We start from the raw sequence: 24,084 nt of genomic DNA on the forward strand, positions 1-24,084 counted from the left end.
TGAATTCTCCGGCCTCAGTGTCAACGAAACGACTATCGCCGCGAAATTGGACAATTACCAATGAAATTGGCTCATGAGCGTATGACATTTGACGGCATTGGCATTCTCAGCACGAGCGGGCTTTCCAGATCTCGCTCGGGGTAGAGACGCTCGCTTACTGCCTGTATGCAATCGATAATAACGGTTCAGAGGTTGGAGGAGCCATAGACCTGTCGCCCTGGGAGGCCACAGTGAAGACATAACCGCCTCATAGATAGCTCGGCGAGACAGTCCCCACGTCTCAATTCCGAGCTGTGCTATGGATGCCCCACTTCGAAAGAGCGCGGCGATACCCCATCACATTCGCTTGCCCCATCCTGTCAGAAAAAGTGATGTATCCCGATCCGAAATGCAGTCTGGTTGGGGCTGTCAGACGGCGCAAGCAACGGTATCGCGGCCTTGCCGACCCCATCCGCGTGCTGGCAGGTAACTTGAGCATAGACAACCGTCCGCCTCGACAGCGCATAAACATCGCCGATTCCTAATTCGGCGTAGCGGGTTCCCGCGAGCCACGAAAGATAGCCCCCCAGCGTCAACGAATTGGCCACGGTGATGTGATAGTCCGCACCGAGTTCCGCTGTGCGCACCCGTGTGGACTGTGTCTCTGTCGAGAGATTCACCTGGGTGAGCACGCCGTGCAGATCGAGCTTCGACGTAGCCTTGTAAAGCGCGGACAGACCGAAGATATCCTGTGTCTTCGCGACGAAGGTCTGACCGGCTGAGAGCGGCTGCCCAAGCAGCGAACTCAGGCCCAAGCCCGACACCAGCGGAATCGCATGATTGCGCCAACTGCTGTAGACAGCCGATACACGCAATGGCCCTTGCGAATAGACGATATCCGCGCTCACCACACGGCCGGGTTGTGTACTGGTATCGGCAAAACCATACAGCGCGCTCGCGGTGAATCCATATAACGTCGGTGTCGTGTACTTGACCGAATTGTTGACCGAATCACCAATGATTCCCAGATTGTCGAGATTCGCCGGATGAAACAGGTAGAACGTATATTGCACGCTTCCGTTCGAATTCACGCGCAGCGCATCCGCGGCAAGATCGAGTTGACGGCCCAACGTCAGCGCACCGAAGCGGTAACTCGAGAGTCCGACCCACGCAAAATGGCTGAACGCTTCGCCTGCTATCGTCCCTTGTCCCGTGTTTGATTTAAAGCCATTTTGCAGCGCGAATAATGCTTTGAGATCACCGCCCAAATCTTCGGCGCCGCGCAGTCCGAAGAAATCAGGAACGGCAACGGGACCGAGAGTCGCGGTACCGTGACTCAAATTATTGGTGTTGTACGTGATACCCTCGTCGATGCTGCCGTAGAGTGTGACGCTGCTTTGCGCATAAGCGCCAGATGCCAGCATACTCGACGCAATCATAGCCAGAGTCAGTTTTCTCATTGTTGACGGTCTCCTCACTTTTTGTTTTGCTTGTATCTCCACATACACACAGTCGCTGCAATCAGCGCGCAGGACACCGCGACGTGCCTGCCTGCGCGTCGATGCGGAGAGGGAGTGGATTGGCATGCAGCCGTGGTGCACGCCGATGCAGCATGAGCGAGCGTTACACGTCTTCTGGCAGAGGTTTGCCGTTGGTTTCCGGCAGGAAAGGTGTGAGCGACAGCCCGATGAGGTAGATAAAGCCCACCGTCACGGCCGCGTGACCGTAACCGCCGAAGCGCGCGATCAACGTACCCGCGACGAGCGGGCCCGACCACGCCAGCAAACGTGGCACATTGAAACAGAACGCAATTGCGGTGCCACGGATGCGCGTCGGGTACAGCTCAGGGAGCCATGTTGGCATCCACGTGTACTGACCGAGGCTGAAGATGCCAGTCACCGCCGACACCAGCAACAACAGTCCGATATCGTGTGTCCATAGGAACAGCACCGGCGTCATCACGAGGGCCATCGCGAAGAACGTGAAGGTCACGCGTTTGCGGCCGTACGCATCGGCGAGAAAACCGAGTCCGATATAACCAGCGATCGCGCCAACGTTGTATGCCATGCCCGCAAAGCTTGCCCAGCGCGCCGCCGACAGGCCCGCATGCGCGGCTACCGAGCCAATATACGGTGGCACCCACGTCGAGATACCCCACCATCCGAGCGTCGTCGTCAGTGACATGATTACGGCGATCAGCGTGCGACGGCGCAGCGCGGGCACGGAAAACAGATCGACCAACGTGAAGCGGCTCAGCACCTGCTCATGCTCGGACAATTCGCCGCCCTTGCGTTTGCGCGCGCGAATCTTGCGACGGTCGTCGTTGACGCGTTCCCACTGTTCCGATTCGGGAATACCCCTGCGCATCCACAACGTGACGAGTCCAGGCAGTACGCCAAGCAGATACATGTAGCGCCACGCCATTTCGCCGGACTGGCTCATGAACAGCCACACCAGCGACGCCACGAAAAAACCCATTCCGAGCCCGCATTGCATCAGCCCCGCGCCCTTGCCGCGATGGCGGTCGGGCCACAGCTCGGCCGTCATCGCCGTGCCGGTGGCCCATTCGGAGCCCATCGCAAGTCCGACGACAAAACGCAACACCGCGAACGATTCCCAGTTCCACGCGAACGCACTGAGGCCCGTGGTCAGTGAATACGCGAGGATCGCGACCATCATCATGCGTTTGCGACCGATATAGTCGGTCAGCACCCCGCCGACCAGGCCACCGACGCCCCAGCCGAGCAGCGTCAGTGCGATCACGAGACCGGCATAAAACGGAATCTGCGTGTACATCGCCGGGTCGAGCAGCTGACGCAGCGCGATACCAACGGTCAGGATGAGTGTGTAGGTTTCGTAGCCGTCGAACAGCCAGCCGAGATTGGAAGCGAACAGCGCGTTCCATTGCTGCCTGTTGAGCGAGCGATACCAGACCGGCAATGGTTCCGCATCCGACGGCGCCTGTGCGGTCAATGGCGTTAGATCGGACGTGCCGCGCCCGGGACTACCTGCGGGGTGTTGCATCGATTGTCTCCTTTGCTTCTTAGAATGCCGCGCGTGGCGCGCGGGTATTGCGTAACGCATCCCGATCTTATGGGCTGGCACATCCTCCTGGCGCGTGTGCCTTCGGCGGGCAATCAAGCGCTACTGTCGAGCAGCTTCACCAGTTCTGAGACGACGATGTCTGGCGTTTCCAGCGGCGTCAGATGACGTGCGTGAGGAATCACTGTCAGCGACGACCCCGCGATGCCGTCGTGCAGCGCACATGCCATCTCCGGCGGCGCCGCGTAATCCTGCTCGCCGACTAGCACGCTGCATCGCGCACGCACCTTCGACAATAATGGGCGGCCGTCAAACGCGCCGAGCATCCGGCAAGTCGACGCAAACGCGTGCTCGTCGTTGCGCAAAAACGTATCAATGCAGCGCTGCACGATCTCCGGATGCGCAGCGCGGAACGCGTCGCTAAACCAGCGCGTCGACTGGAATTCGACCATCGGTGTCAGCCCACCGGTTTCTGCTTTTGTCGCGCGCTCTTCCCAGTTTTCCAGGGCCGCTTCGCCATACCACGCGGTCGTGTCAAACAGTCCGACGCCGCGCGTGAGACGCGGCCACGTGCCGGCGAACTGCAACGCGACGCAGCCGCCCATCGACGCACCCGCGATTACCACGTCGTCGAAACGGAAAGCGGAGACCAGTTCGTGCACGTCCTGCGCAAACCGTTCGACGGTGTACAGCCCAGGCGGTTTGTCGGATGCGCCATGCCCGCGGCAATCGACGGTTAGCACGTGTGCGCGCGTCGCAAGTTGCGCGACGACCGGCTGCCAGAAATTGCGATCCATGCCGAGCGAGTGCAGCAATACGACCCGCGCGTTGCTATCGACATCGCCTTGAAGGCTGTACGCGATGCGGGTGCCGTCGCGTACGCGAATGTATCCTGAATCGACGCCACGCAAGGTATCCATTGAGGCTCTCTTAGTTACGGGTTGTTCAATTGAAGGTCGATCGGATGAACATCAAGCGATGGGCCGACTCAGGTGACTCAGGTGTGACCGATAACCGGATGCGGCTCGTAAGGCGCTTCGAGCGACGCTGCTTCTTCGTTCGTCAACGTTACGTCGAGCGCCGCCACCGCCTGATCGAGATGAAACAGCTTCGTCGCACCGACGACGGGCGCCGTCACGCCTTTGTGCAACAACCACGCATACGCGAGCGTCGCGTTGCTGATGCCCTTCTGCGCAGCCAACCCGCTGAGCACATCGACCACGCGTTTATCGCTATCACGGCAGTAGTACTTCTGCACGACGTCGTCGGTTTTCGCGCGGGTCGTCACATTGTTCTCGATGTTTCCCGACTCGCGCTTGCCCGCGAGAAAGCCACGCGCGAGCGGGCTCCATGGAGTCACTGCAATACCCTGATCGCGGCACAACGGGATCATTTCGCGCTCTTCTTCTCGATACGCGAGGTTGTAGTGGTTCTGCATGCTGATGAAGCGTGTCCAGTCATGCTCTCGCGCGATCTGCTGTGCTTTCGCGAACTGCCACGCTGCCATACTGCTCGCGCCAAGGTAGCGCACTTTCCCCGCCTTCACGACGTCGTGCAGTGCTTCCATCGTTTCTTCGAGCGGCGTGTCGTAGTCGAAGCGATGGATCTGGTACAGATCGATGTAGTCAGTGCCGAGCCGCGCTAGGCTGTCATCGACGGCCTGCAGGACGCGTTTGCGCGACAGGCCATCCGCGTTCGGACGCTTCGGCGGTTTGGCGCCGCCCACCGCGCCGCCTTTGAATGCCATCTCGACCGGATAGAACACCTTCGTCGCGATCACCGCTTCGTCGCGCCGGCAGAATTCGCGCACGAACTTGCCCGTCAACACTTCCGATTCGCCGGCCGAATACATGTCGGCGGTATCGAAGTAGTTGATGCCCAGTTCGACCGCGCGTTGAAAGAGCGACCGCGACGGCGCTTCGTCGAGTACCCATGGCCGCCATTCCGATGATCCGTACGACATCATCCCAAGTGCAATGCGTGATGCGGTCAAACCGCTATTGCCGATTTTTGTGAATTGCATGCTCACTCCTGCGTGGCGGATCGAATGGTCAAATCGGGTAAATAATCGAGTTGCGGATCCACTCGCTATCGAACACACAGGTACGCGCTTTGAACTTCAATCCATCGGGCGTGCGGCGGATCGTATCGATATAGCGGCCGACGTTGAACAGCTCGGAGAACGTATCGCGCTTAGTACGGATCACAATGTAGTTCGTCTCCGTGTGAATTTCTTCGTCGGTCGCCGCGACGATACGCGGTGTCGACACGACGTGTCGCTGGTAATACGGATCGTGATAGAGCGTCTCGCGCACGCCATACACACGGTCGAGCATCATGCCCTTGCCTTCGAGCCACATGATCGACAGCGGCAGCTTGGCATCGAAGTTTTCGCGCGACTGGATGCGGTAGTCGCATTGATCGATGAAGAAATCCGGCCAGCGCTCGAATTCGCCCGCATCGAGGCAGGCCGAATACTCGCTGTGCAGCGCGAGCACTTCCAGATAAACGTTTGTTGTATCAAGGGACTGCATCGCGTCAGATCTCCATCAGCTTGCGCCAGTATGCGTACATGCCGCGCAGCACGTTCTCGGTAATCGTGTGGGTCGATCCGCTCCAGTCGCGACCGCCCTGCTCGGCAATCGTCGAGCGTGCGCTGTCGCCCTGTTCATATGACTCCTGGCAGAACTCGAGCACTTCGCCGTCGTCGGCCGATACGTAGCCCGCAGGACCAAACATGTTGGCTTGCCGCATCCGGCGCGTTTCCATATCTGCGTCGTCGTCTTCGAAGCCGAAGTGCGTCCAGACGAAATCGAATGCACCCGTGCCGCGCGGAATAATCTGCCGCACCGACATGCTGTTCGACTGCTGTTGGACAATCAGATTGGGGAACAGCGTCAGCATCACGACAGTCGGACCGTTCCACCATTCCTCGCGCTTGATGTCGATGATGCGTTCATCGTGCAGATGCATATCTTCTTTAAAGCTGTGCAGCCCTGCGCTGACCTCGCCCTTGCCGGTCGCTTCACGCGTGGATTCCATCGCACCGTGACGTCCGTGCCTGTCCATCACGATGCGCGATTTCTGGTCTCCGCGGATCAGGCCGAACATCAGGAACCACGTATGTAACAAACCAACGTGATACGGATCCTTGATGTTCTCCTGCATCAGCTTCCAATTGCCTGGAATGCGCTGGCGAGCGTGGCCGTGAATCTTCAGCTTGCGGCCGTCGAACGTGCGGTCAAAGTACGGCAGGATTTCCGGGCCGAGATAGTCTTCGAGCGGTTCGACGTCGTGGTCAAACGACGCGAAGATCACGCCGTGACGCACCGCCACGTTCAGCTTGTTCAGGCTGTGATTCGCCGGATTGAAATCGGCGGGCATTCCACCGCGCACTTCACCATCTTTCTTCAGGCCACGACGGAACGGCACGCCGGTCAGGTTGCCTTTGAGGTCATAAGTCCATTGGTGATAAGGGCAAAGAAATTCCTTGCGGTTGCCGCTGCGCTCGCGGCAAAACGCGGCACCACGATGCGCGCAGATATTTTCGACCGCGTTCACCGAGCCATCATCGTTGCGCGCCAAAATCACCGAACGTTCACCGACCCATGTACGCTTGAAATCGCCCGGATTCGGCAGTTCGGCTTCAAGGCCGACGAAGTTCCAGTGCTTGCCATAGAAGATCAGTTCGAGTTCGCGCTGATATACCGTTTGATCGGTATAAACCCAAAACGGGATGCGGCTCGGCCCTTCGTCTTTCCATTTCGGGACGAACGAAATCGGAACAGGCTCAATGCTCATGCGTTGTCTCCAAAAATAGTACTTGCTGGACACATGATCAGCGAAAAGTCATGAAGGACCAATAAACGCCCACGAATGCACGATATAATCTGCAGCAATATCAGGACGAAATTGATGGAATTACGAGACCTCGACCTCAACTTGCTGCTGGTATTCGCCGAACTCGTCAGCGAACGAAGCGTCTCGAAGGCGGCGCAGAATCTCGGAATGTCACAGCCGGGCATGAGCAACGCTCTTAGCCGGCTGCGCACCCTGCTGGGCGATGACCTCCTGTTGCGCACGGGCCGCGGCATGCAGCCCACGCCTTACGCCGAACGACTTGCAGGCCCACTCAACGAAGCCTTGCGGCTGATCCACGGCGTCGTCAATCTGGAGATGGATTTTGATCCATCGACCAGCAATCGCAGTTTCACCATTGCAATGACGGATATCGGCGAGATCGACTTTCTGTCGAATCTGATGCATGCACTCGAGCGCATCGCGCCGGACGTCTCGCTTAGCACCGTGCGCAAAGGCGCGGACAATCTGAAAGACGAACTCGAAGCGGGCGCGGTCGATCTGGCTGTCGGGTGGCTACCTGATCTGAATGCGGGCATCTTCCAGCGGCGCCTGACTTCCAGCCAGTACGTGTGTACTTTCCGGAAGGGCCATGCGCTCGACAAAGGACACGTTACTCTCGAGGAATTCTGCGCAGCGGACCATCTTGTCGTCATCGCGGCGAATACCGGACACATGTTGGCGGAGCACGACCTGGAGAGGATGGGCATTCGCAGAAACGTAAGATTGCGCATCCCGCACTTCGCGGCTGTGGGTCATATCCTCAGTGAGACCGACCTGATCGCCACCCTGCCGGGACGGCTCGTCAACCGCAGCATCGTTCCGTTCGATCTGGCGTGGGCGCCGCTGCCCATCAAACTGGAACCGATTCCGCTCAACGTCTTCTGGTCGGCAAAATATCACCGCGATCCGGCCAACCAGTGGCTACGCAGCCTGCTGTTTGACACGTTCCGCGAAGCGGCACCCCGCCTTCCTTCCGCCATGACGGTCCCCACGCCTTGACATAGCGGCTTCGCCGCACATATTCAGCCGGGAAATATCGTTCATTGCTGGTATGGGGTTCCTGCGTGACTGCCATCACCTTAAGATCGGCACAAATCAGATCTTGAGGCGGAGACACTCATGCAGTTGCTTGTGCAACCCATCGGCCAGTCGATCGACTTCGGGGTCGGTGACAATCTTCTAGACACTCTGCGGCGGGCAGCCGTCCCGATCTCGTATAGCTGCTCTGCGGGCCGCTGCGGCACCTGCCGCTGCAAGATTATCGACGGATCGATCGAGGTGGGCGGCGATCGCGCCGACTGCTCGACGGATGCCGTGCTCGCCTGTCAGGCCACGCTGACGGAGAATTGCACAATCGAAATCCCCGAGCCGGATGAAATCGTCGTGCACCCAGCGCGCGTTCTGAAGGGCACGGTCGACTCTGTCGAGGCCCCTGCGCACGACGTGCGCATTGTGCGCTTTCGCACCAATCGGCCGCTGTCGTTTTCACCAGGCCAGTTCGCGACGGTGCAGTTCGGGCGGGGACTCGAACGCCCCTATTCGATGGCGTCCGTCGAAGGCGATGATCTGCTCGAATTTCATATCCGCATCGTGCCGGGTGGCGCGGTGAGCGGGCACGTCGCACGCACGCTCCGGCGGGGCGATACCGCGCGTATCAGCGGCCCGCTCGGTACCTCGTATCTGCGCCGCAAGCATGATGGTCCGATCATTTGCGTCGGCGGCGGCACGGGGCTTGCCCCGGTTCAATCCATCGTGCGGGCAACGCTAGAATCCGGCAATCGCAAGCCGGTTCATCTGTACTTTGGGGTGCGCTCGGAAGCGGATCTGTACGGCGCACCGACGCTCGCCGAACTGCATCAGCGATATCCGAATCTTCACGTACAGATCGTCGTCGCAAGCGGATCTGTGCATGCTGGACACCGTGCCGGACTCGTTCCCGATGCAATCGCCGCCGATTGGCCCGACAACCATGCATTGCAGCATTTTCGTGGATATGTCTGCGGTTCACCCCCGATGGTCGCGGCGGTAACGACTGCGCTTGTCGCCCAAGGACTGGACGCCGGCCGCATCTACGCCGACGCATTCTTTACGCAACCACAGGTCGTTTCACAGCCAGCGTGACATGACACCTCATACTTTTAATCAGGAGGCATCCCCCATGACAGAAGACTGGATTGATGTCGCGGCGCAAGCCGATCTGCCCGCCAACGATGTCATCGCCGTCACGGCCGGTGCACGCGAAATCGCGCTGTATTCGATTGATGGCGAGGTGTTCGCAACCGACAACATCTGCACGCACGGACATGCGCGCCTTTGCGATGGTTTTCTTGAAGGCAACGAAATCGAGTGCCCCTTGCATCAAGGACGTTTTGACGTCCGCACTGGCAAGGCAATGTGCGCGCCACTGACTGAAGATGTTCGCTCGTTTCCGGTCAAGGTCGTCGATGCGCGGGTATTCGTTCAGGTCGATTGAACGGCGACCGTCCCACCAACACAAGAATGCTGCATGGGAGACACGCTTGGAACTGAACCTCGAACACAAGGTCGCGATCGTCACAGGCGCCAACCGCGGCATAGGTGCCGGCGTTGCCCGCCAACTCGCCCAGGAAGGCATGAGACTGGTGCTCGTCGCGCGTGATGCCGCAAAGCTTGAAGAGACTGCCGACGACCTGCGTCGCCGTTACGGCGTTACCGTGCTGCCGCTCGCCTGCGACTTGCGCGAGGGCTCGTCGGCCTCAGCCGTGCTCCAGCAAACCATCGGGCGGTTCGAACAGCTCGATCTGCTCGTGAACAATGCGGGCGCGACCCGGCGCGGTGATTTCTTCGAGTTGACCGACGACGACTGGCAGGACGGTCTTGCGCTCAAGCTGCATGGTTACGTGCGCATGACGCGAGCGGCATGGCCACATCTCGCGAAAACCAACGGCACGACCGTCAACATCGTCGGAGTCGGCGCGTGGACCGGCATCGGCGAGTTCACGATTGGCGGCGCCGTCAATGCCGGGTTGATGAACTTCACGAAAGCAATGGCCGATCTCGGCAAACGCGATGGCGTCCGCGTCTGCGCAGTCAATCCCGGGCGAATCAAGACGGATCGCCTCGAACGCAACATTCAACGCATCGCGCAAGCCTCGGATATCGCGCCTGAGGAGGCCAGCGCCCGGCTGCTCAATGAATGCGGCATCAACCGTTTCGGCTCACCCGACGAGATTGGCCTGGCAGTCGCATTCATGGCATCGTCTGCCGCATCCTTTGCACAAGGTGCTATTTTAGACATCGATGGCGGCGAGACCCGCGCCATCTGACTTTCAACCCGACGCGCGCGCCAGGATGGCCGAATCCGCGCAAAGCCCCCAACCTCACATCGCCCAATATGTCCACCCCTTCGTCAGGAACCGAATCCCTGCCCGTGCTGCAACGTGCCTTTGCGCCGAAAGGGAAGCTACGTGCATCCATCAATCTCGGCAATCCAATCCTCGCGAAGCAGGATCCCCTCTCAGGTGAGCCCGTAGGCGTATCGGTCGACCTGGCGCGCGCGCTTGCCGAACGGCTCTCGCTCGAACTGGAACTGCTCGTATTCGACGCGGCCGGCCAATCCGTCGAGGCAGTCAGCGACGAACGGGCCGACGTCGGGTTCTTCGCCGTCGATCCCCTGCGTGCCGAAAAGATCGCATTCACCCCGCCCTATGTGCTGATCGAAGGGTTCTATCTTGTGCGCGCAGACTCGCCCGTGAGAAGCAATCGTGACGTCGATCAGGTGCACAACCGGGTCACCGTCGGAAAAGGCAGCGCATATGACCTTTTTCTCACGCGCGAGTTAAAGGCTGCGCAAATCGTACGTGCGCCTACCTCACCGGCTGTCGTGAAAATCTTCCTCGAACAGGGTCTGGAAGTTGCGGCGGGGGTCAAGCAACAACTCGAAGCCGACGCGAGCATAGCTACAGGACTGCGGCTGCTCAATGAGCGCTTCATGGTGATCCGACAGGCGATGGGTGTGGCGAGAAGTCGCGGCGATGCGACTGCTTCTGCCCTGCAGCGCTTTGTCGAAAACATGAAGGCATCTGGATTCGTTAGCTCATCGCTGACGCGGCACGGAATTGCCGGAGCTTCGGTTGCCCCGGTGCATTGTAAGAATACGAGGACGTAAGTAATCGTTCGGCTGGATGTAGCAAAGGGCCACGACAAAACAGAAAGTCGGCTTTCGACGTCCACTTGGATTGCCAGAGGCCGATGCCAACGTCAGCTACCACCCTTTTCGTCGCGGCTAGCATTGCAGCAGAAGGTGCTGCGACGCCCGGTCAAGCTTGGGCGGCAACGTTACCGCTCACTTCGACTTTCTTCGTCGAAGCGAGGCGGCATGTACAAGTAAGAAAATCATATGCCCGTGAGCAAATTTCATTGATACGGGTCTGCCTTCGCGGGGCACTGTCAACTTGCGGGACTTCGTCGATGTTGATGCATAAGGCACTGTGGCTCAGAAAGTATTCGACGGAGCTTGGGTGACATTGGTAAATTCGCGCCATGCGACGAACCGGGCCGCGAGGCGTTTGCGATAGAGAGAGGCGCGCAGCAGATGTCGTTTCAGTGCGAAGTGCTGCCGGATCGGACCGAAGCTCGACAGGAAGGCCTGCGTGCGCTTCGGGTCGCGAAAGCCTCGCATGCGTCGCTCGCGCTCCCGCGTGGGCTGATGGCTGTTCTCCGCACGGTTGTTGACACGGGCCGCAGCCTTGACGAACACATGCTTCACGCCGACCAGCTCCGGGATGTCGGCTTTCGCCGCCGGATAGCTACGCAATTGATCGGTGACGATCTTGCGTGGCACCGGGTTCGAGCGCAGCACCCGCTTGAAGAAACGTTTGGCGGCGGCCTTGTCGCGCCGCGTTTGCAGCAGGATGTCGAGTTCGACGCCATGCTCGTCGACTGCACGCCAAAGCAGGTAAGGCTCGCCACGCAGGGTGACGAACATCTCGTCGAGGTGCCACGTGCTACCCGGCTTGCGGCGCGCCGCTTTCACCCGATTGGCAAAGCCCGCGCCGAACTTCTCGCACCAGCGGCGAATCGTTTCGTAGCTGACCGTCACGCCGCGCTCGAACAGCAACTCTTCAATGTCGCGCAAGCTGAGCTGGAACCGAAAGTACCACCGCACCGCATGGCTGATGATCGTCGCCGGGAACCGGTGGCCGTGATAAAGCGATCTAGTTTTCGTCATCGCTTCATGTTACGCGAACACCCCGCCGACGTGACAGCGCCCTTCGCGGCGATAGTGACCGAAGCCGAAAAGGCATACAAAAAGCAGCTTGCCAGCATCCAAGCGCTTGAACCAGCTAGAGAGACGGTTCAACCCCCGAGGAAAAATAACAATTTTTATGACGATACACGGCGGTCGGCATGGTGGTTGGTGCTTCGATAGTCTTCGCCCTCTGATGGAAAAGCGCGGGCATGGACTGCTTGCGCCTGACCTGCCTAAAATGGGCGGGGCACGATGCCGCCGAGCGACGTGACGCTCGGGCATTGTCAACTTCAGGAAACGGGTCTGCCAAGATTCGGTTCTGTCGCATTAAGAACGGTGAGCAGAGAAATATCGAAATAATAAGGGATGCTTATTTTGATAACGAGTAGAACTGCTCAGCGGGAGTCTGACCGCTACTGCTGTTTTGCATCTGCCCTTTCGCAATCATGTGCATGAGCTCGATACCGCCCAGCAAAATACGGGCACATCGAAAGGTCTTGAACCCAAGCATCGGCCGGGTACGTCGCTTGATAGCCCGGTGGTCCTGTTCCACGATGTTATTCAGATACTTGTTCTGGCGGATCTTGATCGGCGTGTCGCGCCCGGCGTTGAGGGCCTCGAGCGCGGCCAGATTCGCCCCACTCTTGTCGATCGTGACCGTCTCGGGTTCGCCGTTATGGTCGATCGATTTTTCAAAGTAGCACTGCGCTGCAGCCAGCGTTGTCAAGTTGGCGTCTGTAGGCAAAATGTGCTGCGCATGCGTAGTTATCCTGATCAGATTGCTGTCTCGATTGCGGCTGATAAAGTCCAACCATGCCATGTGGCGAGGCGTTCTATTAGTATGGCGCGATGACATGCCGCGTTCATCTGATGTCTGGGCAACGCGAAGTGCTGCCGAATCGGGCCGAAGCATGAGAGAAACGCCTGCGTGCGACGGGCGTCGCGAAAACCGCACATCTGGCGTTCGCGCCTACGGGTTGGCTGGTGACTGTTCTCGGCGCAGTTATCCGGCCGCAAAGGCCGAAATTCCAGCTTTGGTGAATGTGAAGCATGTGTTCGTTAAAGCGGCCGCCCGCCTGAACAACCGCGCGGAGAACAGCCACCAACCGACACGCGAACGCGAGCGTCGCATGCGTGGCTTTCGCGACCCGAAACGCACGCAAGAATTCCTCTCACGCTTCGGACCGATCCGGCAAGATTTCGCACTGAAGCGGCACCTGCTACGCGCCTCACTTTATCGCAAACAACTCGCAGCCCGGTTCGTTGCATGGCGCGAATTCGCCGAACTCGCCCAAAATCCGTCGACTGTCTTCTGACCAATCGGCACATCTGCCGTAGTGCCGTCCCACTCTCGGCAAGTTGATAGTGCCAAGCGAAGCATTCGGCCTGACTCTTTGCGTTGTTGAAGATTCGATTAGTAACGTCGAAAGAAGGCCGGAATTGGCCCGCTATTGCCTAACGGCAGTCGGTGGTGTGCGACCCATTGCGGTCCTTCGATCTTCCTCGAAGCGGTCATCCTTCGAGCGTATTAACTAAGCCGCTGCTAGCCGCGAAACTGGGGCGCCGGTCGCAATTACGCTTGCGCCCCATGCTACTGAAGCGCTTGTTCGCTTTGCGCTTGCGTCTATTCGCGGCTAGTTGTCATCCTTACCAGCGCCTATTGGCCGGCGGCCGGTGACACTACGCTCGGGGTCGCGAGCGTGTTGTTACTCTTGGGAGCGCTGGTGCCAGACGTCGAACTGCTGTTCGTGCCATTCGGCAGACCCGAGTTCGGCGATCTGGTGGCCATGCCGCTGTCCGATTTGGTGGCGCCTGGCGTACCATAGCCGCCCGTTGCACCGTTCACCTGGTTCGTCTGGTTCGCCGGGCTAGCCGTGCTGCCGGCCGTGCCGCTGCCGTTTGAGCCTCCGGCCGTCTGTGCATAAGCGCCGCCCGACAACGTGAGTGCGGCGAGGGCCGCGATTAATGTGCTGGTTGCCTTGCTCATGATCTGTCCCTCCTGGGTTGGACTGGAATATAGACGCAGACGATCGCCGCCTGCTTGACCACAAGTCCAGCAATCACCGTGCCCCGTGTTTTTATCCGCACTGAAACGATGTGCGTCGCAGCGAGCATGGTGTGATCGATCGCCCCCCTACGTACACTGATCGCATCGCTCAATCTTGAAATCGAATCTTTGCCACTGTTCTACGGTCTCCACGCCGGTGCAGCGGATAGTGCAGTCTGCGTCGGCCGAATCGGTCATGAATCCATCTGATAAATCCACGACTCACGAAACGTCAACAAATCCGTTGGTCGATGAACGGGGCTCACTCCCTTCTGCAAACGCGAGTAGAACTGCTCGGCGGCAGGCTGGAGACCTGTTTCGTCACGCGGATCCTCCACTTTAGATCGCCTGAATTCACTCGACAGTCAACGCCCCCCCCGATTTCTTATCCGCTCCCAAATACCGTGAACATGGCTAGCAGAATCAAGGTGTCGTCGGCGTTGCGTGGGCACTTTAACGGGGTGTCGGGTCCACGGGTGAGCCCTATTCGAGCGGGCATTTTCTTTGCTGTCCGGTAGTTGGAGTTGGTGTTGGTCCGGAGGGCCGGCGGCGGAATCTCGCGGGTCTTGACTGGGAAGGAGGTTCTTCGATTAGGACCGGATGAAGATCCATTCAGATGTCCCGATGGCGCTGTCACGTCGGCGGGGTGTTCGCGTAACATGAAGCGATGACGAAAACTAGATCGCTTTATCACGGCCACCGGTTCCCGGCGACGATCATCAGCCATGCGGTGCGGTGGTACTTTCGGTTCCAGCTCAGCTTGCGCGACATTGAAGAGTTGCTGTTCGAGCGCGGCGTGACGGTCAGCTACGAAACGATTCGCCGCTGGTGCGAGAAGTTCGGCGCGGGCTTTGCCAATCGGGTGAAAGCGGCGCGCCGCAAGCCGGGTAGCACGTGGCACCTCGACGAGATGTTCGTCACCCTGCGTGGCGAGCCTTACCTGCTTTGGCGTGCAGTCGACGAGCATGGCGTCGAACTCGACATCCTGCTGCAAACGCGGCGCGACAAGGCCGCCGCCAAACGTTTCTTCAAGCGGGTGCTGCGCTCGAACCCGGTGCCACGCAAGATCGTCACCGATCAATTGCGTAGCTATCCGGCGGCGAAAGCCGACATCCCGGAGCTGGTCGGCGTGAAGCATGTGTTCGTCAAGGCTGCGGCCCGTGTCAACAACCGTGCGGAGAACAGCCATCAGCCCACGCGGGAGCGCGAGCGACGCATGCGAGGCTTTCGCGACCCGAAGCGCACGCAGGCCTTCCTGTCGAGCTTCGGTCCGATCCGGCAGCACTTCGCACTGAAACGACATCTGCTGCGCGCCTCTCTCTATCGCAAACGCCTCGCGGCCCGGTTCGTCGCATGGCGCGAATTTACCAATGTCACCCAAGCTCCGTCGAATACTTTCTGAGCCACAGTGCCTTATGCATCAACATCGACGAAGTCCCGCAAGTTGACAGTGCCCCCACCCCCTTCCCTTGTGGGCATGGTGCGGTGACAATATTGCTTCGTTGTACGCTTCACCAGGAGCAAAAGGTAGAAAGTTGCGGGCTGACTGATCTGTTTCATCGAGTCGAGATTGTCTCTGAGAAGGATGTGCGTACCTATGGGCGCCTACTGTCCCAGTTTGGCATCGATGCCCGACGATTTGCCATGGTTGGCAATTCGCTACGCTCAGATATTGCGCCTGTGGTATCGATGGGCGGTGGGGCGTACATGTTCCGTATCATGTGACCTGGTCTCACGAAGCAGACACCGATTTCACAGCGGACTCTTTGCACGTGGTGCAGGCAAGCAGTGCCGATGGCATCGCAAAGGCGGTGAGTGACCTCAATCTTCGCAGCTCGTCCTGAACAGGTCCAACCTATTGGGGGGCGGTCCAGCATAGCGTCTTCAGTTCAAGCCAGCGTCGAAGATTGAATCGCTACCGCGCCTGTCAAAGAGTGGACGGCAGTTGCCACCACTCCTCGAAGCCATCGCACTGCCTCAGAATGATGGGATCTCTCATGCCACAGTTGGTAATACTGTATCGGCGGAAAATCCATCGGTGTAGGCACCACCGCCAACGGCAGAATATTCGAATAGTACTCCGCAAAAATTCGCGTCGTTGTCAGTACCAGATCCGTTTGAAGGAGAACATACGGCGCAACGTTGAGGTGCGGCAACGTCACTGCAACGCTTCTTTTGAGCCGAAGACGTGAAAGCAGTACGTCGATCGTTCCGCGCCGACTGGTTGAATAAGCTATTGCCGCCACGTGATGCGCCTCAAGGTATTGCTTGACAGTCGGAAGATCACCACGCGCAAAAGGATGATCTCTCGAAACAAGACAAACCAACTGATCGGCAAGCAAATTTGTCCGATACAGGTGCGCTGGCGGGTCGGGCCAGTTGCCTATAACGAGGTCCAAACTACCTTCCTCAAGTGCAGCTTCGTAATCACACCAGGGCCCAAGCGCATGGAACTCAATATTGACCCGCGAAGCAACTCTACGAAAATTTTCAATGAGAGTTGGCATGAAGCGCGTGCTCAGATAGTCTGGAGAACCAATGCGATAGCATCGCTTCGAGCTAGCGGGGTCGAAAAATGGCTGGGGCGCCAGGATCTGCCCGATCCCTTCCAGAGCCTGCCTGACCGGCCCGAGCAACTGCGCGGCATAGGGAGTCGGGGCCATTCCGTTTTCGACCGTACGAGCAACACGTCGCCGCTGACGCCGCGCAACCGCTTCAATGCGGCACTAATCGCGGGCTGGGACTGGCCGAGCCTGGCGGCCGCACGAGTCACACTCTGCTCGGTCAGCACCGCATAGAGAACACGTAAGAGATTTATATCAATCGTTTCCCGCTTCTGGCTCATGCATCCTTTCCATTTGTTTCGACAAAAACCCACCTGATGGATGACGACTTTTCTGCGGTTGCCTGCAAGAAAGATCAACGCATTCCTGCCAACTGCGCACTCCAGTCGGAATCCATCAATCATGTGCCCGGACAGTCGAACTCCTACCATCCGGTTCAGTGTATCCGTCCGCTGCCCGTCCGAGCCGACGTTGTATCGGAGAGATGACATGATCAATTTGAAGCAGTCTGCCTAAGGCCATCTTCGCTTCCAGAAATACTCGAGTCGACACCACGGCAATCTGCCGATCGTGCATGCAAAGCACCTCTTTCAGTGGCGGGCTTTCGCTTTCCTCCAACCTCCAAACACCCGTCTTTTCGGCACGCGCCACTGCGCGATCCAGGACTGCTTCAGCGTGTCGAAAGACCTCTGAAGTAACATCACCGTAGCCTGCCTCCCACAAACAAAACGCCTGATAAGTGATCCGCGTGAGCTCGTTCAGATGATGCCGGCTGCCCGTTTCCATTGTGCAGCCAATCAATGCCAGATGGTTGGCCAACGAAAGATCACGCACGCACGTTTCTGGCATGGGCAAGAGAAAATGCTTAGGCCATCGCGCCGAACGCCTGATTGACTGCTTAGGCTTGGCATTTCGTGAACGCGGCATGGTGAATCCCAGGATAGCGAGGTTTCATTTACTGATTCTCAAAGAGTCTACTGTCGATTGAAAACTTATCCCGCTACGAAGCGGGCAATATATGGTGAGTTTTGACATGTTCAGTTTTCCTCTTCCAGCCAGCACGTACCGTGTCTTGCAAGCAGCGCGCTCGCGGCAGCCGGCCCCCACATACCAGCCACATAGAGCCTGGTGAAGCTCCCGGGAGCGTTCCATTCGCGGAGGATCGGCGCAATCCAGTTCCAGGCAGCCTGTTGCTCGTCGCGTCGGACGAACAGTGCGAGCCGGCCGGCAATCACGTCGAGCAAGAGACGCTGATAAGCGTCCATTTTGCGTCGCTGAAATAATTGATCGAATGCCAGATTGAGGTGGACCTTCTGCAGCGTCATGTCCAGTCCCGGCTGCTTTGCAAGCACGCCAAGCCGGATCAATTCATCGGGCTGCAAACGTATCAGGAGTCGGTTCGACCCGGGACGCAAGGCAATCGAACCCACTGCGGAATGAGGGACGGCCCGAAAATTAATAACAATTTCAGCTACGCTGGCGGCAAGCCTTTTTCCTGTGCGCAGGAAAAACGGCACACCGGCCCAGCGCCAATTTTCGACATCTGTCTTCAGCGCGACAAACGTTTCTGTGGAACTGTCCTGCCTGATACCTGGCTCGTCGATGTAACCGTCTACCGTTTCGCCCCTGACGGCACCGGCGCGATATTGGCCGCGCACGACATTCTGTCGGATATCCTCGGCGCCCATCGGCTTCAGGGCGTGCAACACTCGTAACTTCTCATCGCGCACCGAGTCTGCATCGATCGACTGCGGTGGTTCCATCGCGACGATCGCCAGTAACTGAAGCGGATGATTCTGTACCATGTCACGCAAAGCACCCGTCTGGTCATAGAAGGTTTCACGCCCTCCGACACCTAACTCCTCCGCCACCGTAATGTGTACGCTCTCGATCCATTCGCGACGCCAAAGCGGTTCGAATAAGGAATTGCCAAATCGCAATGCAAAGAGGTTCTGCACTGCCTCCTTTCCGAGGTAGTGATCGATCCGGAGGATTTGATCTTCGTCAAATATTTTTCCGACGGCGTCGTTGATCGCATTGGACGATTCAAGGTCGTAGCCAAGTGGCTTTTCCAATACAAGTCTGGCCCCCTCCGTCAGTCCGGCCTCCGCCAATGCATGGCAGACCGGCACAAACAAAGCGGGACCGGTCGCCATATAAAAAATGCGCGTGCCGTGAGTAGCACTCAGCGCGTCACTCAGAGACGAGAACACCTCCGGTTTATCCAGGTCGCCAGACACATAGACAATGCGTTCGAGAAACTCTCGCCACACCTGCATGTCGATCGTCCCAGAGATGTGCGGCTTGACCTGATCATTGACCCATTCCAGGTAGCCGCTGGGGTCCAACGCAGTCTGCGCGACGGAGACGATCTTGCCATCAAGATCGAGCATGCCGTCGCGGTGTGCCGCATAGAGCGCAGGCAGAAGTTTGCGCCTGGCGAGGTCGCCCGTTCCTCCGAACAGGACAAAAGCAAATCCCGTCGAATCTTCAACACTAGTAAAGCGTTCAGTCATGACACTCAAAGAAGATTGTGTACAGCATAGGGCCACATCGCCGCAAAAACCCGGACGCGATAGCGCGCCCCGATTGCAACGCCCGAAAGTGCCCACGTGACCGGTCCCGTTCAGATCGATTCTGACGAACCAACGAGCGCGTTGACCGTACCGTGTGCCGCCAGCCACGCACTGCGCCGCTCGAACAGACCGGGCGCGAGTCCGTTGACACGATCAATCAACGAGCGCAGATCACCACTCTGCAGCTTCCCGTTCTCCACAAGAACGCGACCGGCGACCATCGTAAGATCGACGTCTCCCCCTTGCACCGCATGTACGAGATTGTGGTGAAAATTCATCAGAGAGCCCGTTACCAGCGGCGTCATTCGTGGCGTATCGGTTCGCACCGCAATCAGGTCCGCCGACTTTCCCACTTCCAGCGAGCCCGTTTCACCGCCCAGTCCCAAGGCTTGCGCCCCCGTCGCGGTCGCCATCCGGCAAACGGACCAGCTATCCAGCGCAGCCGCATTGAGGCTCGACAACTTGGCCAGCAACGATGCGACCTTCATCTCCTCGAATACGTCCAGATTGTTGTTCTCCTTTTCCCCGTCCGAGCCGAGACCCACTGCCACGCCTGCCACGAGGAGCTTTTCGACGGGAGCTGCGCCGCTGGCAAGCTTCATATTGCTGACCGGGTTATGAGCGACACCGACACCCCGATCCGCCAGAATGGCGATTTCCCTGTCGTCCAGCCAGACACCATGCGCAAGTAGTACACGCGGCGCATCCAGCAATCCAAACTTCTCCAGCGCTTCGACTGGTCGCAAGCCGTAGCGGCGATGGGTCTCCTCCACGTCGAAGCGACTTTCGTTACTGTGCGTATGCAAACCAACGCCATACTCGCGCGTGATCGCCGTAGCGCGCTGCCATGCTGCAGGCACAGCGTAGAACATATGCTCCAGACCTACCCATGTCTGAATCCGGCCGCCCGCTTCACCATGCCACCGCCGGATCAGCGCCTCGTTTGTATCTAGGGTCTCGAAATAGTTGTGGTCCGGATGTTCGGCCACGTACGGCACCAGGACCGCCCGGATTCCCAGCTCTGCGGCGGCGCGAGCACTGCCATCCATATAGCGCCACATGTCGACGATCGTGGTCGTACCCGAAAGAAGCGCCTCCGCATAACAGAGCCAGGATGCCGCTTCAGCCTCTTCTGGCCTCAGAACGCGGTGCATCGGATCGATAAATTGTTGCAGCCAGTCCCACACGGGCAGCCCTTCAGCCGTCCCACGCAGCAAGCCGGAGTGACAATGCGCGTTGATCAAGCCTGGCATCAGCAGACGATCGCGTAGCCATCTGACCGACGCGTCCGGATAGTCTCGTTGGAGCGTCTCGCCGCTACCTACCGCAGCGATTCTGCCAGCGGAATCGATCACGACAGCGCCATCGGCGATGACAGCGTTATCGGCTGTCATTGGAACAACGTAATCAGCACGTATTAAGGTATGTCTCACTTGTTGATACTCCGTACGAGTTACTTACTATGTGCGAACGAGGCGTAAGCTATGGAAACCGGGCTTCCGGCACGTTGCAAACTGGAAACCCGTGCGATTTATGCATGCCATGTCCAGAAATCGGACCTACTATGCGGGGGTGTATGGACAAACCGCAGCATCGCAAACGATCCGGCTTGCGTAAAATCAGGATGTATCTAACTTCCAGATAGACCGCACATGCACTTCTCCTTTGACCAGCTTGAGGCGTTTGTCACGACAGCTCGGGCGCAATCGTTTTCTGCCGCTGCTCGTCGTCTGGGCAAGGTCCAGTCCGCTGTGAGCACGGCAGTGAGCAACCTGGAGATTGACCTCGGAGTGACGCTATTCGACCGGTCCGGCAGATATCCGGCATTGACGGCCGAAGGCAAGAGTCTCCTGTGCGAGGCCGAGTCAATTTTGTCGCATTGCGTATCCATGCAGGAGCGTGCGAACAGCCTCAACTCAGACGTGGAACCTCGCCTCGTGGGTGCAATCGATGACGCCATTCCCTACGCTGCGATTGCGAGCGCACTTCAGGGTTTCGATAGCGCGTTTCCCGACATCGGACTGGAAATCCGGCACCCCGTTCAGGACGACGTTCTGCGTGCTGTGCAACACGGCGACGTGATGCTCGGGCTGACGTTCGCGCAGGCACACTACCCGGACGAGATCGCGTTTCGGCGCCTCGGAAACATCAAACTTACCCACGCGGTGCACCACAAACATCCCCTGGCTCGCGCGGACCGGATCAGCTTTTCCCGACTGGGCGACTATCGGCAGATCGTCGTCATGCATAGCCTGAACCTTCCGACCGGTGAATACCTCAAAGCTCCACGTTGCTGGTTTGTCGAGAGCTACCTGATGCTGCTGGAAGCCGCCAAGGATGGCTTGGGGTGGATCACCCTCCCTAAGAGATTAATTGCGGATGAGCTCGCATCAGGCGAGCTCATCGAACTCAAACTGGACGCGTACCCGCATACCGAATGGACAGTCGGCACCGACCTGATCTGGAACACTGCAGCCAGATCCGGCCGTGCCGCGACGTGGCTACGAAATCAGCTCAGTAGCAAGGAAATCGACGTATAGCGAACAAGCTCGATGCCACGGGACAAGAAAGAGCACCGATTCTTGTCGAAGACGCACGTTTGGCACGCCTGCCATCCAGCAAACGTCGGTCAATCGGTGTGTATGTTTCCAGCACCTGCGACCTCCCAACGAAACGGGATCGACGCCTGCGCGCCTGCTCGGCTTACCGTGACGGCAGCCGCCGCGACTGCAAAGCCGATCACGTCGTCAAGCGTCCTCCGTTCGACCAGCCCTGCTGCGAGTGCGCCGACGAAAGTGTCGCCCGCGGCCGTAGTGTCCACGACGTTTGCCTTCACCGCAGGAACGTGGAACTCACGGTCGGAGGTACTCACTACCACCCCTGCCGATCCAAGCGTGACCAACACGACATTGCCGCCAGCGTTCCGCAAATGTCTTGCCGCCGCGAATGCCGAAGGCGTGTCTACAACCTCAATCCCGGCAATGGAGGCCGCCTCTGACTCATTGACGATCAGATAGTCCACCATCTCCAGCATGGCTCCGGGTAGCACATCGCTAGAGGCCGGCGCCGCATTAAGAACCGTCACCAGACCGTGCTTTCTTGCTTGCTGCAAACCAGCGAGGACTGCCTCTCGCGGAACTTCCAGTTGACACACCAATAGCGACGCCAATTCGACGAGTTCATCCGCAGCAAGTACGCTTTCGGCGGTTACCGCGGCATTGGCGCCGGCCGAAAGCATGATGCGATTGTCACCGTCTGGACTGATCGCAACTACCGCGACCCCGGAAGAGGTATCGGAAACGCGAGCAACGCTGTTTGTCTGGATGCCTTCCTGTTCCAACGCATCCAGAAGCGTCTGCCCCGCAGCATCCTGCCCGACCGCACCGACCATCGCGACGGTTGTACCAAGCCGCGCGCAAGCCACGGCCTGATTTGCACCTTTCCCTCCGCAATGGATTGCCCCTTCATCGCTCGCCAGCGTCTCTCCCGCCTCCGGCATGCGTCGAACATGCAGTACCAGATCGAGGTTCAAGCTTCCCAGAACGATTACCTGCGGGCTCGGAGGCGAATGCACATCGGATTCGAAATTGATCAAAACTGATACCCCACTTCAAGATAATAGCCCCAGCCAGTCGATCGATTCTGAAACTCTCCCTCACCGAAATTCAGCGCAACACCATTCCATTGACCACCATTATGGAAATATCGAGCAACTCCAATGAGCCTCAGATGACCACGTGAATACACCAGGCCGTTGGTCGCAACGAACGCCGTGTCAGTGCGTGAGTTGTCTCCCGTTTCCTCCCGCAGCTTCGATCCGAAATCGTAGTCAAAGAACCCGGCATAGCTCACGTCACCGCCCAGAAAATGTCCTAACGGATAAAAATAGTTCATCGCAAGCCTGTACCCGTCCCACGAGTCTTCATTCGCCGCGCCGTAGTTTTCCCACTGACGCCGCACATAAAGGTTTGCAGAAAGGGCAAGCGGCGTATGGGTGTCGATGTCCGTGCCCACTCCAAAATACAGCGTATTCTGACGCTGAGACTGGTTCTGACCCATGTCGTAGATCCAGTCGGTTGCCAGATATATGTGGCTGAAAGGGCCAAACTGCAGATTCCGTCCCGCGAGCGTATCCAGTGCTACCCGGGGTTCCTGTTCGCTAAATACCGGCGAGCCCTTATCCCAGATCCCCGAACTGTGCTGGCTACCAACATCGAGTACTTTTGGCGCGTCGACGTACCCATATAGATCAAACGGCCCTTTTCTACCGTAGTACTCGTACTCGAGATAGACGTCCCCCGTTCGATAGGGTCCAAAACGGGTCAGACTACTGTTGATGAGGCTTATCGTCTGATGAAGCCATGGTTTCTCGTCTGCGGTCGTCTTGAGCAACGCCGACTCGCCTACGCCAACCGACGGGCCCGCCGATTGACTCATCAATGTTGCTGCCTGATCGCTCGAGGCCATACCGTCGGTTTGCGCAACATTCGCCGCGTTGCTATCGGCCGCGTCCGCTGCGTGCGCGTTCGTTGCACCGAGAAAGAAAATACCTGCCCATAACGCCCCGGTTGCCGGGAATACGGCGGCGCGCGCCACCCTCGCCCAATATCCGCTGTGGGAGCGTGTCCCAGAATTCGTGAAACTCATCCCGTTCATTGATATCTCTCCGCACCAGTTTCTTTAAATTAGTAGTTCTAATTACATAATATTTATTAATGGCATTTGTACAATCAGTATTTCGCCTCTCAACACGAATGAGTCAGACAACGCCTGCGATGTCTGATG

General features: G+C 58.3%; 20 protein-coding genes and 4 pseudogenes. 8 read left to right on the forward strand and 16 right to left on the reverse strand.

The genetic code is table 11. From position 1 onward, the window contains the following. Positions 1–359: 359 nt before the first annotated feature. The 6 genes from ACUN0E_RS03040 to ACUN0E_RS03065 form a co-directional block, all read right to left on the reverse strand. A complete protein-coding gene (locus ACUN0E_RS03040) occupies positions 360–1,439 on the reverse strand; it encodes a porin (RefSeq protein WP_445565603.1) in 1,080 nt (359 codons plus the stop codon). A gap of 163 nt (positions 1,440–1,602) precedes the next feature. Next, entirely contained in the window at positions 1,603–3,003 is a 1,401-nt protein-coding gene (locus tag ACUN0E_RS03045; protein WP_445565604.1) for an MFS transporter, read from the reverse strand. A gap of 113 nt (positions 3,004–3,116) precedes the next feature. After that, the gene (locus ACUN0E_RS03050; RefSeq protein ID WP_445565605.1) at positions 3,117–3,941 is read right to left on the reverse strand and encodes an alpha/beta fold hydrolase; all 825 of its coding nucleotides are present in this window, start codon (positions 3,939–3,941) and stop codon (positions 3,117–3,119) included. Between the two features lie 77 nt (positions 3,942–4,018). Continuing rightward, positions 4,019–5,044 (reverse strand): aldo/keto reductase, encoded by a 1,026-nt coding sequence (locus ACUN0E_RS03055; RefSeq protein ID WP_445565606.1) that lies wholly within the window; start codon positions 5,042–5,044, stop codon positions 4,019–4,021. A 28-nt stretch (positions 5,045–5,072) separates the two neighbouring features. After that, complete coding sequence (locus tag ACUN0E_RS03060) at positions 5,073–5,555, reverse strand: aromatic-ring-hydroxylating dioxygenase subunit beta (RefSeq protein ID WP_445565607.1); 483 nt, start codon at positions 5,553–5,555, stop codon at positions 5,073–5,075. A 4-nt stretch (positions 5,556–5,559) separates the two neighbouring features. Continuing rightward, the gene (locus ACUN0E_RS03065) at positions 5,560–6,822 is read right to left on the reverse strand and encodes an aromatic ring-hydroxylating oxygenase subunit alpha (RefSeq protein WP_445565608.1); all 1,263 of its coding nucleotides are present in this window, start codon (positions 6,820–6,822) and stop codon (positions 5,560–5,562) included. 141 nt (positions 6,823–6,963) lie between these two features. Here ACUN0E_RS03065 and ACUN0E_RS03070 point away from each other — a divergent pair, with 141 nt between their 5' ends. The 5 genes from ACUN0E_RS03070 to ACUN0E_RS03090 all read left to right on the forward strand — a co-directional run bounded on the left by ACUN0E_RS03070 (position 6,964) and on the right by ACUN0E_RS03090 (position 11,029). Continuing rightward, positions 6,964–7,881, forward strand: coding sequence for a LysR family transcriptional regulator (locus ACUN0E_RS03070; protein WP_445565609.1), 918 nt, complete (start codon positions 6,964–6,966; stop codon positions 7,879–7,881). Positions 7,882–8,001: 120 nt separating this feature from the next. Further along, positions 8,002–9,003, forward strand: a complete 1,002-nt coding sequence (locus ACUN0E_RS03075) for a 2Fe-2S iron-sulfur cluster-binding protein (RefSeq protein ID WP_445565610.1) — start codon at positions 8,002–8,004, stop codon at positions 9,001–9,003. 37 nt (positions 9,004–9,040) lie between these two features. Continuing rightward, positions 9,041–9,355, forward strand: a complete 315-nt coding sequence (locus tag ACUN0E_RS03080; protein ID WP_445565611.1) for a non-heme iron oxygenase ferredoxin subunit — start codon at positions 9,041–9,043, stop codon at positions 9,353–9,355. A 46-nt stretch (positions 9,356–9,401) separates the two neighbouring features. Beyond that, complete coding sequence (locus tag ACUN0E_RS03085) at positions 9,402–10,187, forward strand: SDR family oxidoreductase (RefSeq protein ID WP_445565612.1); 786 nt, start codon at positions 9,402–9,404, stop codon at positions 10,185–10,187. Positions 10,188–10,255: 68 nt separating this feature from the next. Then, positions 10,256–11,029, forward strand: a complete 774-nt coding sequence (locus tag ACUN0E_RS03090) for a transporter substrate-binding domain-containing protein (protein ID WP_445565613.1) — start codon at positions 10,256–10,258, stop codon at positions 11,027–11,029. Between the two features lie 327 nt (positions 11,030–11,356). Here the strand turns inward: ACUN0E_RS03090 and ACUN0E_RS03095 are convergent, their stop codons facing one another. The 3 genes and pseudogenes from ACUN0E_RS03095 to ACUN0E_RS03105 all read right to left on the reverse strand — a co-directional run. After that, a complete protein-coding gene (locus ACUN0E_RS03095) occupies positions 11,357–12,091 on the reverse strand; it encodes an IS6 family transposase (RefSeq protein ID WP_445565614.1) in 735 nt (244 codons plus the stop codon). Positions 12,092–12,482: 391 nt separating this feature from the next. Beyond that, a pseudogene (locus ACUN0E_RS03100) lies at positions 12,483–12,827 on the reverse strand (DDE-type integrase/transposase/recombinase); the annotation flags it as partial. A 59-nt stretch (positions 12,828–12,886) separates the two neighbouring features. After that, positions 12,887–13,126 (reverse strand): annotated as a pseudogene (locus ACUN0E_RS03105) (IS6 family transposase); the annotation flags it as partial. Between ACUN0E_RS03105 and ACUN0E_RS03110 the strand changes: the two are divergent. Further along, positions 13,111–13,428: pseudogene (locus tag ACUN0E_RS03110) on the forward strand (IS6 family transposase); the annotation flags it as partial. The pseudogenes ACUN0E_RS03105 and ACUN0E_RS03110 overlap by 16 nt on opposite strands. A 341-nt stretch (positions 13,429–13,769) precedes the next feature. On the opposite strand, the gene ACUN0E_RS03115 reads toward ACUN0E_RS03110, so the two are convergent. Further along, positions 13,770–14,099: a hypothetical protein gene (locus tag ACUN0E_RS03115; RefSeq protein WP_445565615.1), complete on the reverse strand. Its 330-nt coding sequence runs from the start codon at positions 14,097–14,099 to the stop codon at positions 13,770–13,772. A gap of 727 nt (positions 14,100–14,826) precedes the next feature. Between ACUN0E_RS03115 and ACUN0E_RS03120 the strand changes: the two genes are divergently transcribed. Continuing rightward, positions 14,827–15,561 carry an IS6 family transposase gene (locus ACUN0E_RS03120; RefSeq protein ID WP_445565614.1) on the forward strand — a complete coding sequence of 245 codons (735 nt, stop codon included), beginning with the start codon at positions 14,827–14,829 and terminating at the stop codon, positions 15,559–15,561. A gap of 487 nt (positions 15,562–16,048) precedes the next feature. Here ACUN0E_RS03120 and ACUN0E_RS03125 read toward each other — a convergent pair. The 4 genes and pseudogenes from ACUN0E_RS03125 to ACUN0E_RS03140 all read right to left on the reverse strand — a co-directional run bounded on the left by ACUN0E_RS03125 (position 16,049) and on the right by ACUN0E_RS03140 (position 20,552). Then, positions 16,049–17,004 (reverse strand): annotated as a pseudogene (locus ACUN0E_RS03125) (LysR family transcriptional regulator). 115 nt (positions 17,005–17,119) lie between these two features. Continuing rightward, the gene (locus tag ACUN0E_RS03130; RefSeq protein ID WP_445565616.1) at positions 17,120–17,557 is read right to left on the reverse strand and encodes a hypothetical protein; all 438 of its coding nucleotides are present in this window, start codon (positions 17,555–17,557) and stop codon (positions 17,120–17,122) included. A gap of 203 nt (positions 17,558–17,760) precedes the next feature. After that, positions 17,761–19,239, reverse strand: a complete 1,479-nt coding sequence (gene zwf, locus ACUN0E_RS03135; protein WP_445565617.1) for a glucose-6-phosphate dehydrogenase — start codon at positions 19,237–19,239, stop codon at positions 17,761–17,763. Positions 19,240–19,349: 110 nt separating this feature from the next. Then, a complete protein-coding gene (locus ACUN0E_RS03140; RefSeq protein WP_445570364.1) occupies positions 19,350–20,552 on the reverse strand; it encodes an amidohydrolase in 1,203 nt (400 codons plus the stop codon). Positions 20,553–20,951: 399 nt separating this feature from the next. Here ACUN0E_RS03140 and ACUN0E_RS03145 point away from each other — a divergent pair, with 399 nt between their 5' ends. Beyond that, positions 20,952–21,839: a LysR family transcriptional regulator gene (locus ACUN0E_RS03145; protein WP_445565618.1), complete on the forward strand. Its 888-nt coding sequence runs from the start codon at positions 20,952–20,954 to the stop codon at positions 21,837–21,839. Between the two features lie 89 nt (positions 21,840–21,928). Here ACUN0E_RS03145 and rbsK read toward each other — a convergent pair whose 3' ends face one another. Further along, positions 21,929–22,894 (reverse strand): ribokinase, encoded by a 966-nt coding sequence (rbsK, locus tag ACUN0E_RS03150; protein WP_445565619.1) that lies wholly within the window; start codon positions 22,892–22,894, stop codon positions 21,929–21,931. Then, positions 22,891–23,955: a nucleoside-specific channel-forming protein Tsx gene (gene tsx, locus ACUN0E_RS03155; protein WP_445565620.1), complete on the reverse strand. Its 1,065-nt coding sequence runs from the start codon at positions 23,953–23,955 to the stop codon at positions 22,891–22,893. The genes rbsK and tsx overlap by 4 nt, the downstream gene beginning before the upstream one ends. Between the last annotated feature and the right edge of the window lie 129 nt (positions 23,956–24,084).

This window comes from Paraburkholderia sp. D1E (assembly GCF_052682275.1).